Source organism: Cognaticolwellia mytili (genome assembly GCF_002104475.1).
GTDB lineage: Bacteria > Pseudomonadota > Gammaproteobacteria > Enterobacterales > Alteromonadaceae > Cognaticolwellia > Cognaticolwellia mytili.
Map to the genome: position 1 here is coordinate 1,004,860 of NZ_NBOF01000001.1, position 12,679 is coordinate 1,017,538.

At 38.1% G+C, this 12,679-nt stretch carries 7 protein-coding genes and 14 tRNA genes; 5 read left to right on the forward strand and 16 right to left on the reverse strand.

From position 1 onward, the window contains the following. Positions 1-26: 26 nt before the first annotated feature. Positions 27-2,867 (forward strand): XrtA/PEP-CTERM system TPR-repeat protein PrsT, encoded by a 2,841-nt coding sequence (gene prsT, locus B7C41_RS04345; protein WP_085297555.1) that lies wholly within the window; start codon positions 27-29, stop codon positions 2,865-2,867. Between the two features lie 979 nt (positions 2,868-3,846). Here prsT and B7C41_RS04350 read toward each other — a convergent pair. From B7C41_RS04350 to B7C41_RS04420, 15 genes are all read right to left on the reverse strand, one after another. Beyond that, positions 3,847-3,922: transfer RNA gene (locus B7C41_RS04350), tRNA-Gly, on the reverse strand. Positions 3,923-3,978: 56 nt separating this feature from the next. After that, positions 3,979-4,063: transfer RNA gene (locus B7C41_RS04355), tRNA-Leu, on the reverse strand. A 64-nt stretch (positions 4,064-4,127) separates the two neighbouring features. Then, positions 4,128-4,203: transfer RNA gene (locus B7C41_RS04360), tRNA-Gly, on the reverse strand. A gap of 55 nt (positions 4,204-4,258) precedes the next feature. After that, positions 4,259-4,343 (reverse strand) — tRNA-Leu (locus B7C41_RS04365). A 64-nt stretch (positions 4,344-4,407) separates the two neighbouring features. Further along, positions 4,408-4,483: transfer RNA gene (locus tag B7C41_RS04370), tRNA-Gly, on the reverse strand. 55 nt (positions 4,484-4,538) lie between these two features. Continuing rightward, a tRNA-Leu gene (locus B7C41_RS04375) sits at positions 4,539-4,623 on the reverse strand. Positions 4,624-4,687: 64 nt separating this feature from the next. Then, a tRNA-Gly gene (locus B7C41_RS04380) sits at positions 4,688-4,763 on the reverse strand. A 49-nt stretch (positions 4,764-4,812) separates the two neighbouring features. Next, a tRNA-Gly gene (locus B7C41_RS04385) sits at positions 4,813-4,888 on the reverse strand. 68 nt (positions 4,889-4,956) lie between these two features. Then, positions 4,957-5,041, reverse strand: a tRNA-Leu gene (locus tag B7C41_RS04390). 8 nt (positions 5,042-5,049) lie between these two features. Further along, positions 5,050-5,123, reverse strand: a tRNA-Cys gene (locus B7C41_RS04395). Positions 5,124-5,179: 56 nt separating this feature from the next. Continuing rightward, positions 5,180-5,255 (reverse strand) — tRNA-Gly (locus tag B7C41_RS04400). Positions 5,256-5,413: 158 nt separating this feature from the next. Further along, a complete protein-coding gene (pgsA, locus tag B7C41_RS04405) occupies positions 5,414-5,992 on the reverse strand; it encodes a CDP-diacylglycerol--glycerol-3-phosphate 3-phosphatidyltransferase (protein WP_085297556.1) in 579 nt (192 codons plus the stop codon). Between the two features lie 74 nt (positions 5,993-6,066). Continuing rightward, positions 6,067-7,920, reverse strand: coding sequence for an excinuclease ABC subunit UvrC (gene uvrC / locus B7C41_RS04410; protein WP_085297557.1), 1,854 nt, complete (start codon positions 7,918-7,920; stop codon positions 6,067-6,069). A gap of 2 nt (positions 7,921-7,922) precedes the next feature. Beyond that, positions 7,923-8,567, reverse strand: coding sequence for a UvrY/SirA/GacA family response regulator transcription factor (gene uvrY, locus B7C41_RS04415; RefSeq protein ID WP_085297558.1), 645 nt, complete (start codon positions 8,565-8,567; stop codon positions 7,923-7,925). Between the two features lie 136 nt (positions 8,568-8,703). Beyond that, positions 8,704-8,958: an anticodon-binding domain-containing protein gene (locus tag B7C41_RS04420; RefSeq protein WP_169712425.1), complete on the reverse strand. Its 255-nt coding sequence runs from the start codon at positions 8,956-8,958 to the stop codon at positions 8,704-8,706. Positions 8,959-9,135: 177 nt separating this feature from the next. Here B7C41_RS04420 and fabA point away from each other — a divergent pair, with 177 nt between their 5' ends. Next, positions 9,136-9,651, forward strand: coding sequence for a bifunctional 3-hydroxydecanoyl-ACP dehydratase/trans-2-decenoyl-ACP isomerase (gene fabA / locus B7C41_RS04425; RefSeq protein WP_085297559.1), 516 nt, complete (start codon positions 9,136-9,138; stop codon positions 9,649-9,651). Positions 9,652-9,921: 270 nt separating this feature from the next. Here fabA and gltX read toward each other — a convergent pair whose 3' ends face one another. Continuing rightward, complete coding sequence (gene gltX, locus B7C41_RS04430; RefSeq protein WP_085297560.1) at positions 9,922-11,334, reverse strand: glutamate--tRNA ligase; 1,413 nt, start codon at positions 11,332-11,334, stop codon at positions 9,922-9,924. 286 nt (positions 11,335-11,620) lie between these two features. Between gltX and B7C41_RS04435 the strand changes: the two genes are divergently transcribed. From B7C41_RS04435 to B7C41_RS04445, 3 genes are all read left to right on the forward strand, one after another. Further along, positions 11,621-11,696 (forward strand) — tRNA-Val (locus B7C41_RS04435). A gap of 30 nt (positions 11,697-11,726) precedes the next feature. Then, a tRNA-Val gene (locus B7C41_RS04440) sits at positions 11,727-11,802 on the forward strand. 30 nt (positions 11,803-11,832) lie between these two features. Next, positions 11,833-11,908, forward strand: a tRNA-Val gene (locus B7C41_RS04445). The last annotated feature ends 771 nt before the right edge of the window (positions 11,909-12,679 follow it).

Sequence of the window (12,679 nt, forward strand, 5' to 3'; positions counted from 1 at the left end):
ACAGTTGCTATTGCCAAGGTCTACCTATGAAAAAATTGTTACCTCAAGTTAAAGTAGTAAAAAATAAAGCAGTAAAACCATTTAAAAAGGTGTGTCTAATTGCCACGATACTCAGCACGTTTTCCCTAAGCGGTTATGCCAATACCGATATCAACCAGCAATATGAAGATGCACTTATTGCCTTTCATAATGAAAAAATAAACACCTCTATTATCCATCTTAAAAGTATTTTACAACAAAGCGAACATTTGCCTTCACGTATATTACTAGCACAAGCCTTATTAGCACAAGGAAATGGCGACTTAGCTGAAATAGAATTAACTAAGGCACAGGCGTATAATGCGGATAGAGATCGCTTAGTAACTTTATTTGCTCACGCTTATTTATTACAGCATAAATATGAAAAAGTACTTAATGTAACCAAGCCAGGAAGTCGGGGCAACAAGGTAGAGACTGAGCTTTTAATTTTTAAGGGCCAAGCCCAAATTGGACAAAAACGTTACCGGTCTGCTGATGTGACTTTTACTGAAGCATTGATCTTATCGCCAGATAATCAATTGGCGTTACTTGGTAGAGCTCAAATAGCTCTTATATCTCTAAAACCAGAGCGTGCTCTTCAATATGTCGAACGCTCGTTATTAAACCCAAAACCATTTATAAATGGTTTAATTTTAAAAGCGAATATCCTATCGCAGTTAGGTGAAGTCGAAAAAGCACTTAACGCAATTAATAAAGCACTGGTAATTGACAATAAGCATCTATCAGCACAGCTAACAAAAGCGATGTTACACATAAATTTAAACGAATATGCACTCGCAGAGCCTCACGTTGACATTATACTTAATGAGATACCAAATGAGCCAAGAGCCGGGTATTTAAAGGCCCTCATCAATGCCAATCTTAGTACAACAAAAGAGAGCCCTGGCAGTAAAAAGCTAACAGAAGTTATTAGCACCTTAGCTGCAGTGCCTGATGAGGTTATGAAGAACACGCCCGATTATTATTATTTAGCAGGCCTAACTAATTTTCAATATGGAAATTTAGTCGATGCTAAGCGCTATTTAGAGAAATATCTGACTTACGTAGACTCCCATCTTGACTCTATTCGTATGATTGCACAAATAGAATTACAAACGGGTAATTCTATTTCAGCCAAAAACTTACTTAAAAAGGCAAATTTAACTCACCCTAACAATGCTAATATATTAACGTTGCTTGGTATGGCATATTTGCAATTAAACGATTCAAAGAAAGCAGAGAGCTACTTTAAAAGTGTCCTAAAGCTACACCCAGAGTCAGAAATTGGTATAAGTAATCTTGCTCGCAGTAAAATGCAATCAGGCGAATACCAGTCAGCCATTGACGCCCTACTGAGCATTAAAGGTAATACTGTAAATCAGGTGCAAATAAAACTGCTTTTGATTGATTCTTTTGAAAGTAATAAGGCTATTGATAAAGCCATCACCATTGCCTTAGAACTAGTTACACAATATCCTGACGATAGTTATTTTCAGCAAAGAATTGGCTCACTTTACGGCTGGAACAAACAAATAGCACAAGCGCGCGATGCTTTTCAGAAATCTCTCAGCTTAGATAACAGTAATATCGCTGCAATTGTTCATTTAGCAAGAATGGATATTATTGAAAATAATTACCAATCAGCACGAACGTTCCTCGAAAAAAAGCTATTAGAATTCCCTCAAAACGCATTGATTATGGCCGAAATTTCAGACGCATATATGTATGAGAACAATATAACTGAAGCATTAACTTGGAGTGCAAAAGCGCATGCGGCATCAATCAATAATTACTATATTTTATCTAAGTATACCAATGCATTAGCAAAAAATAATCAAATGGATAAGGCCATTGAAACGGTTGATTTATTCATTGGACAAAATTCAAACATATCAGAAGCATTAAGGCTCATTGCAGGCTTATATCAAAGCCAAAATAAGCATGAACAAGCGATATTAGCATTACGAGACTATGTCAGAAAATCCGCGAATAAAGCATCCGCCTCTATTTTTCTGGCTAAGGCTCAGCTTTTAGCGGGTGACTCTTCTGGTGCGATTCAATCCTATAAAAAGGCGATCGTAGCAGACGATAGTTCAATACCTGCACATATTGGCTTATTAAACTTACTGATAAAAAACAAGAACGAATCATTTGCTTTGACTTTAATATCTAACATCTTAACGTTAACTAAAAGCACAAGCTTAGAGCAAGTATTGTTAGGCGACCTCTATTTGTCACTTAATGATATAAAAAAATCAAAGAAGCATTATCTAGCCGCTTTAAAACTCTCTGATCAAAAGCAAGCTATCTTAGGGCTGTATCAGAGTTTTAAGAGCGAGAAAAACCTTCTACCTGTCATACCTTACTTGCACGAGTGGCTTGAGAAGTATCCTGATGACTTAGCCGTAGAAATTTCCTTAGCAGACAGTTATAAGCACGCAGATAAACTACAGCAAGCGGCTGAGCAATATGAAAAGCTGCTCACTAAGCATGGAAAAATGCCCATATTGTTAAACAATGCTGCCAATATCTATTTTGATTTAAATAATACCGAATTAGCAAGAGTGTACGCGAAAGAAGCATACAGTTACTTAAAAGAAAATGTCGCTATCATAGACACCTATGCATGGATTGAAAGTCGATTAGGTAATCATAAAGAAGCACTCTCACTTTTTAGATATGCCTTGACTAAAGATTATGATAACGCTGAAATTAAGTATCATTTAGCTGTGACTTTACAGAAATTGAACAGAATCGCCGAAGCTAAAAACTTCTTAATGGAAGCCGTTGATAGTAAACAGTTCTTTCCTGAAAAAGAGAAAGCTAAAAAACTGCTAACTATGTGGTAATAATTTAAATTTTGGTCTAAATGACAAGCCAATTACAGCAATGATTGGCTTTATTTTTATTCAAAGCCTAAACAGTCAAAATACAGGTAAATATTGAAAATTATATTTTTTACTCTAAATGAATAAAGCACTACCTTCTGATGTAAAGTGCTAACTTTATCACCAAGCGCACCTAACGTCTCTAATAACGTGCCATATCCGACAAGCATAGTGCTTATGGCATTAATATTAAAAACACTAAAATTTGATACTCTCACCTACCGTTAATCGATATATTGCACTTACAATGCACCATAGCTATCATCGTCAGGTGATTAAGCGTTCAGGCTGAATTCACACTATAGATTGCACCAAGAGTAAGAGGATAAGTACTTTCAAATTTTTCGGGTATTGGTTCATTAAGAAATAACTCGTCAACAACTAGAAGGCCGAAGGCTCTCGCTAACATCATAAATAATATCAATTACCCAACCATAACCAGCAGCCTCATTTGAAAAGTGCATACCAGATACATTTGTTGCTTTAAATTATTCAGACAACGAATATGTATTAAGTGTGGTAGATCCAAATTGCTAGAAAATCAACGCAAGACACAGCACGCAAGTATTGGTTATTTTCTTATAGTGCTGTAATACTAGTTCACAATAAAGGACCGTCTACAGTGTTATCTATACCAGTAATAGGATTCCCCCCCTTCAATCATTGCCTTGTTTCTAATTCATTTGCAATTGGCCAAACCAATTATTTTTGATATAAAAACATTAGCACTTACAATAATTGGTTGTTAATTACATTTTTGGTGAATTGGAAAAAGAAATGATCACCTTTCGAAGATTTAATAGCTTTTAATGAAACGGCTAAAATATATGAAAAAGTGACGGCATCGTTTAATAACATGTAGAGATTAAGCTAGACGAGTTGTTTTAATAGAAGTTCGTTGGTAGCAAAACTAGAGATTAGATCTTACGAAATGTTAATTTGGAGCGGCTAACGAGACTCGAACTCGTGACATTCACGTTGGCAACGTGATGCTCTACCAGCTGAGCTACAGCCGCTTCGGATACTTTAAAAATAAACTTTGAATTTCTCTGCCAAACTTCAAGAAAGAAGATGGTACCCGGAGCCGGACTTGAACCGGCACGCTTTTCGGCGAGGGATTTTAAATCCCTTGTGTCTACCAATTCCACCACCCGGGCAACGAGAAGTATTTTTTATAGTAGGAATTGGTTCCCTACTCTGATGATATAAATCACCAAGATTTGGAGCGGCTAACGAGACTCGAACTCGTGACATTCACGTTGGCAACGTGATGCTCTACCAGCTGAGCTACAGCCGCTTCGGATACTTTAATAATAAACTTTGAATTCTCTGCCAATCTTCTAGAAAGAAGATGGTACCCGGAGCCGGACTTGAACCGGCACGCTTTTCGGCGAGGGATTTTAAATCCCTTGTGTCTACCAATTCCACCACCCGGGCAACGAGAAGTATTTTTTATAGTAGAAATTGGTTCCCTACTCTGATGATATAAACCATCAATATTTGGAGCGGCTAACGAGACTCGAACTCGTGACATTCACGTTGGCAACGTGATGCTCTACCAGCTGAGCTACAGCCGCTTCGGATACTTTAATAATAAACTTTGAATTCTCTGCCAATCTTCTAGAAAGAAAATGGTACCCGGAGCCGGACTTGAACCGGCACGCTTTTCGGCGAGGGATTTTAAATCCCTTGTGTCTACCAATTCCACCACCCGGGCAACGAGAAGTATTTTTTATAGTAGAAATTGGTTTCCTACTCTGATGATATAAACCATCAATATTTGGAGCGGCTAACGAGACTCGAACTCGTGACATTCACGTTGGCAACGTGATGCTCTACCAGCTGAGCTACAGCCGCTTCATAATCTTAATCTAAAAGTAAATTAAGCTTTTATACATTTAAAATTTGGAGCGGCTAACGAGACTCGAACTCGTGACATTCACGTTGGCAACGTGATGCTCTACCAGCTGAGCTACAGCCGCTTCATAATTTTAAACTTTAACTCTAAATATACATAAGCCAACATGTATAAACTACATTAGTACGTTGATGGTACCCGGAGCCGGACTTGAACCGGCACGCTTTTCGGCGAGGGATTTTAAATCCCTTGTGTCTACCAATTCCACCACCCGGGCAAAAAAAATGGAGGCGGGTCCCGGAGTCGAACCGAGGTCCACGGATTTGCAATCCGCTGCATAGCCATTCTGCCAACCCGCCATTTTTATCAACTACCTATAAAGTAGTATTCCTTAAGTAATCTCATAAAGAGAAATTGGAGCGGCTAACGAGACTCGAACTCGTGACATTCACGTTGGCAACGTGATGCTCTACCAGCTGAGCTACAGCCGCTTCATCTGCTGACTCCCTGTCAACTGGGAACGCATTCTACATTGAAAAACTGATGAGTCAACCATTTAATTTCAATTTTATTTCGACTGCTCAAAAAGCGACTTATCTGATGTTTTTTTAGCTAAAGTGAAGCTTTTTATACCTAATTTCGTTATTAACTACTTTGTTAGCTCTGGCCAAGCCGCTTTAAAGTAGACGATCATAGACCAAAAAGTAAGCACTGTAGCGATAGCATAAAAACTATATGCTGCAAAAATTAATATTTCATGCGGAAATTCAAATAAAATTAATGGAATATCATAAGTTGGATACCAAATTAACCCCATAATACCGAGCATTTGTGCTGCTGTTTTATATTTACCTAATTGAGAAACCGCAATATCATCTCTTTTTCCACGTGACGACATAAACTCCCGTAAGGCGCTAATAAAAATTTCTCGCGAAATCATTAAAATTGCAGAGACTGATATCCACCAGACTTGTAAATCCTGAATTAAGATCACCAAAGCCGCTATCACCATAAGTTTATCTGCAACCGGGTCAATAAACGCACCAAAGGCTGATGACTGATTAAGTTTTCTCGCCAAGTAACCATCTAAGGCATCACTAATTGCCGCAAACCAAAATACCGCAAAAGCGCCAAAATGATTCCATGATACCGGTAGATAAAATATTATGATAAAAACGGGAATTAAAATAATTCTAAATAATGTTATTTGATTGGGGATTGTCCACATAGTATTTCTAATACTCTTATCTTTATTTTATCGAAAATGAATGGTGCTAAAATACATTTTACACAGATCGTGTTCTAATTGTCATGCAAGGCGTCATAAATATTTTCTGCTAATAATTTACTGATCCCCGGCACTTTTTCTAATGTTACTTTATCTGCTTTTAGTACTTCTTGTAATCCACCTAAGTATTGTAAAAGCGCTTGCCTTTTCTTAGCCCCTATTCCAGGAATAGTCTCTAATGTTGATTTTTTACTGGCCTTTTGTCTTTTTGCTCGATGACCCGTAATTGCGAACCGATGCGATTCGTCTCGAATATGTTGTACTAGGTGTAATGCTGGTGATGTCGCAGGCAAAGAAATCAATTGATGGCTGCCCGCTAGAATTAGTGTTTCTAGTCCAGGCTTTCTAGACTCACCTTTAGCAACACCAACAAGTAAAGGTGTTTTCACTTTATCTACGCCAGCAAAGAACTCTTCTGCTTTAGACAACTGCCCTTTACCACCATCGATCAAGATAATATCAGGCATCTTTTCTTCACTTGTCACCTTGCTATAGCGTTTATCTAACGCAAAGGCCATGGCGGCATAATCATCACCGGGTGTAATGCCATGCACATTGTAACGTCGGTAATCACTTTTTAACGGCCCTTCTTGGTCAAAAACCACATTAGACGCCACAGTTTGCTGCCCCATGGTATGGCTAATATCAAAACATTCAATACGCGAAATGCCATTAGTTAATTCAAACACCTCATTTAATGCCGAGAATCTCGCTTGCATTGACTCCTTATGGCTATTCTTGGTCATTAATGCAGTTTGGGCATTGGTACAGGCTAATTTAATATATTGCGCACGCTCAGTACGAACATTATGAGAGATTTTAACCTCATGCTCTGCCTGGGCACTCATAACTTCGAGAATATCGTCTATATGCTCTATTGCTTGGGGAATGATAATTTCTTTTGGTATTGCTCCTGCATTCATTTCATGACCAACATAATGCTGAGTAATAAAAGCCGCCAATATTTCACCATCGCTGGTTTCTGAAGGTACTGTAGGAAAATAGCTTTTACTACCAAGAATTTTTTGTTCTCGTACAAACAATAAATGAATACAAGCTTGCGATTTATGTCGATACAAACCGATAATATCCATTTCAGCTGCACTACCGCTGACGAACTGCTGCTGCTGTACTTTTCTTAGCGTTACAATTTGGTCGCGATATTTTGCCGCATGCTCAAAGTTTAATTCCTTGCTTGCGACATCCATTTTTTCAACTAAATAGTCAATAACCGCCGAGCTTTTGCCTTTAAGAAATAGTTTCGCAAGTTGAACTTGTTGCTGATAGTCGTCTAGCGATATTTTATCTACACAAGGTGCTGAACATCGACCTAATTGATGCTGTAAACATGGGCGACTGCGCGCACGATAATAACTATCCTCACATTGTCGCAGCGGAAAAAGCTTCTGCATTAAGCGCAAGCTTTCCCAAACTGCACCTACCGTTGGATAAGGTCCGAAATAATCACCTTTTATTTTTTTACCACCACGATGCAGCCCAAGTTTTGGGTGTTTATGATCGGTGATCAGTAAGTAAGGATATGATTTATCATCTCGCAATAAAATATTGTATTTAGGCTGGTATTTCTTAATATAGTTATTTTCGAGGATCAGTGCTTCACCCTCGGTATGTGTAACAGTAACGTCAATTGCCGCTATTTGTTTAACAAGTGCGCGAGTTTTATTGCTGCCAACATCTTTTCGAAAATAGCTTGCGAGACGTTTTTTTAGTTGTTTAGCTTTACCGACATATATTACCGTTTGGGCGCTATCATACATACGATAGACCCCGGCTTGTTCAGATACGGCAGCTAGAAAGGCTTTATGATCAAACGCTAATACTTCATTTGGAGGGAGATCTTCAGACAATGCTATAAAACTTCAGTTTTCAACATTCCGTGGCGAATAGCCAAATGCGTTAACTCTACATCATTACCAACATTAAGTTTTTCAAACATTCGGTAACGGTAACTATTAATGGTTTTAGTACTCAACACTAATTGCTCTGAAATATCAGGGACTTTCTCACCACGTGTTATCATCAGCATGATCTGTAATTCACGCTCAGAAAGACTACTAAACGGGTTTTCATCAGCAGACTTAAACTGGCTTAAGGCCATTTGTTGGGCAATTTCAGGGGTAATATAACGCTGGCCACTATTTACCGCGCGAATAGCGTTGATCATTTCATCTGGGCCTGCGCCTTTTGTCAGGTAACCTGCTGCACCAATTTGCATTACTTTCGTTGGAATAGGATCCTCACTGTAAACGGTAAGTACTATAACTTTGACATCAGGCGCATAGCGAATTATTTTTTTTGTTGCTTCCAAACCGCCAATGCCCGGCATGTTCATATCCATCAATACAACACTAGGCTCAGTTTTTCGACAAAACTGTACAGCTTCTTCGCCCGTTTTAGCTTCACCAATGACCTTAAATCCTTTAACTTCGTCGAGGATTTTTCGTATTCCAGTACGAACTAACTCGTGGTCATCAACTAACAAAACATTTATCAACGTAAAATACCTTATCTTTACTTTAGAAATAGTGCAAAATTAAGCAAAAAGAATATAGCTAATCACACTTTAACACAATCAAAATTGCGCTTTTTATCGATTTAACTTACCTTATCAAACTTGAAATTAGCCATTGCTACAGTTCGTTCTTATTCAGCCAATTATTTAATAAGCCAATTTGACCATTTTTATAGGCGGCGTAAGTCAAACGAACCGCATTACTTAAAATGATGCTATCATTCCATTTTGTTTGTTCAGCAATCAATTCGTAGCATTTTTGTGCTTCTGGTGACAGATAGCCACGCATTTCTTTTTTACCACGATCTTTTTGTCGTTCTCGATAACGTTTTTGCTTTTCTGCATTAGTCAGTGCTTTCTTCTTTATATTCATCAGTGCCTTACCTATTAAAAATCGAACAACTACAAAGTTACGCATAACCGATTTTGACAAATTTTTGGTCTTTTGTTAAGCGCTAACTACATTTATTTAACTGTTCGGAGTTGTTTAGCGTACAACTGTTCGCTAAAGTAACGCCTTTAAAATTATCAATAGATGTAAGTGACCCCCATGGAACAACAAAATTCGTTCTCGAAAGAAGACCTAGTAAAAGCTGGTACTGGTGAAATGTTTGGTGCTGGTAACAGCCAATTACCTTCTGACAACATGTTAATGATGGACCGAATTGTTAGTATTACTGACGATGGCGGCGAACATGGCAAAGGCGAAATCATCGCTGAATTAGACATTAACCCAGACTTATGGTTCTTTGACTGTCATTTTAAAGGTGACCCTGTAATGCCTGGTTGTCTTGGTTTGGACGCAATGTGGCAATTAACTGGCTTTTACCTAGCATGGTCAGGTGGTCCAGGTCACGGTCGTGCGTTAGGTGTTGGTGAAGTTAAATTTACTGGACAAATTTTACCAACAGCCAAAAAAGTTACTTACAAAATTACCTTAAAGCGTGTTATTAAGCGCAAATTGTTTATGGGTATTGCCGACGGAACAGTGTCTGTTGATGGCCGTGTAATTTACACGGCAACAGATTTAAAAGTTGGCTTATTCACAGATACAACTAAGTTTTAGTCATTACCTGGTTTAAGGTCATCTTGTGATGGCATGTCTGAAAAAGGTAGCTTGTCTGAGAAAGGCCTGAACATCGTCATTCACATGACATGCACGGATGCATTAATGCAATGATGTCAGGGATACATAGAATGGCCCATGTGATCATGACATTGCCTACATGGATGTAGGTACTTAGTTTTTGTCAGGAACAATAAAACTGACCGTTCATGCTGAACATAAAAAAGCCAGCAACTAAGCTGGCTTTTTAATACTAAAATTTAACAATGGTTAGCTATTAGCAATACGTGCTTCAACCACAACTAATGCCTGATCAATTCTAGCAAGTACTTTTTTCTGGTCTAGTAGTGCCAAGGTAATATCAAGTGACGGTGAATTACCGCCACCTGTTGCAGCAACACGCAATGGCATACCGACCTTACCCATACCGACTTCAAGTTCAGTGGCAGTATCATTAATTGCTGCGTGAATTAGTGCTGGAGACCAATCAGTTAATGCTGCTAGTTTCTCTTTAACAACCTGTAACGGCTCTTTCACTACGGGGCGTAAATGCTTTTTAACAGCTGATGCGTCTAACTCAGTAAAGTCTTCATAAAAGTAACGGCTAATTTGTGCCATTTCTTTTAAGGTTTTGACGCGATCCGCCTGTACTTTTACAATTTCTTCTAGTGCAGGACCATTTTCAACATTAATACCCTGATCAGCCATATGCCATGCTAATTGCGTAGCAACATAACTTGGCTCAAGTGTCTTCATGTAATGCTGGTTTACCCATACTAGTTTATCAGTATTAAACGCAGACGGAGCACGATTACAACCTGTTAAATCAAATAGCTCAATCATTTCTTCACGAGAAAATATTTCTTGGTCGCCGTGTGACCAACCTAATCGTACTAAATAATTTAGCAATGCTTCTGGTAAGTAACCATCATCACGATATTGCATAACACTAACTGCACCGTGACGTTTTGATAAACGTTTACCATCATCACCCAAGATCATCGGAATATGTGCATATGCTGGAATAGTTGCACCTAAGGCTTTTAAAATATTAATTTGCTTCGGTGTATTACTAATATGGTCATCACCACGTACAACGTGAGAAATTTCCATATCTAAATCGTCAACAACAACGGTAAGGTTATAAGTAGGAGTACCGTCAGAACGAGCGATAATTAAATCATCAAGTTGTAAGTTACTAATCGTAATATCACCTTTTACAATGTCGTTAATCACTACGTCGCCATCTAAAGGGTTTTTGAAACGAATAACGTAAGGCTTATCTTCCGGGTAATCTGTGCGGTCACGCCATAAACCGTTGTACTTTTCAATTTCACCTTTCGCTTTCGCTTCTTCACGCATCACTTCAACTTCTTCGCTAGTACTGTAACAGCGATAGGCATTACCAGAAGCAAGTAGTTGTTCAATCACTTCTTTATAACGGTCAAAACGTTCGGTTTGAAAATAAGGGCCATGAGTCCATTCAAGGTTTAGCCAGTTCATACCATCCATAATGGCATCAACAGAAGCTTGAGTTGAACGTTCTAAATCGGTGTCTTCTATACGAAGAATAAAGTTACCGCCATTTTTTTGGGCATATAACCAACTATATAAAGCAGTACGTGCTCCCCCAACATGTAAGTATCCTGTTGGGCTTGGCGCAAAACGAGTTGTTAAAGTCATAAAAATCTCAACTAAATTGCTTACGCGCTAAATATAAACATCATAAGCAAATATTTTGGTGAATAAAGTTGTGTGTATTTTATCAGGCAAAAGTGTTAAATACACCTACTCGATTAGGAAATTACTTACAAATAATCTCAGAGTGCTGAAAAGAAGTTCACAAAACCATCAGCCTGTTGAAAATTGAAGCTATTGAACTAAATAGTTAAAAAAATAGCAAAAAATTACTCAGTTTTTGTTGACAGCTTTTTCATTCTCCCTATAATACGCCTCCACAGACAGAGACGGACGATTAGCTCAGTTGGGAGAGCACCGCCCTTACAAGGCGGGGGTCACTGGTTCAAGCCCAGTATCGTCCACCATTCTTTACCATAAAGAATTAAAACTAAAATGGACGATTAGCTCAGTTGGGAGAGCACCGCCCTTACAAGGCGGGGGTCACTGGTTCAAGCCCAGTATCGTCCACCATTCTTTGCCATAAAGAATTAAAACTAAAATGGACGATTAGCTCAGTTGGGAGAGCACCGCCCTTACAAGGCGGGGGTCACTGGTTCAAGCCCAGTATCGTCCACCACTTTATAAATTCAAATCATATCCTTTGTTTCTTACTAAATTATTCATACTTGTTTAATAAAAACTTGATAACTTATATAACTTTGAAAAGAAACGAGCTTGCATTGGATTTACACCTGATTCATCAAGAATTTTTTAATTAGACCAAATTGCCGTACCCTGCAACTACCTTCCGCAACAATCTCATATATAAATCTTTACCTTAGCGCAGTAGTTGTCACAATTATTCGGCATCAAAATTAGCATGATTATTTTTCAATACACACAAGAATATTCCAAGTATCGACGTTATCACTTCAATAATCACCCTTGGTTTTGCAAGCAAATTAGGCTCGTGATAGCACACTTAATTCATGATACTCCTCACCCGAAGAATCGCTTCAACGTATAATAACTTTTTATTTTAAACTACTCTCTTTAGACTGATAAAGTAAAAACAGCTATATTTAGCCTAAACTCAAGGTGATGAGAATAAAAAAAAACTATTTCAAAGCATTATTAAAACTCATTCTATAGTCGCGGCGTTTTTGTCGAGCTCAAGTAGTTTAAGCGTGTCCAATAACAAGTTATTGGTAGCTTAAGCTGATAGAAATAAGCTTTAAAAGCACTGCTGTAGCAATTAACTAATTCTGGATCCAGGTTAATTAGCAGATAATTATTTAAAAAACTGTTCTTATTAATATGAAATAATTAGTTAAAATATAACTACTTAGAGTTATGAGCCTTTCATGGGAAAATTTTATTCGAGACAGCGTAGTACGACTAGAATAAG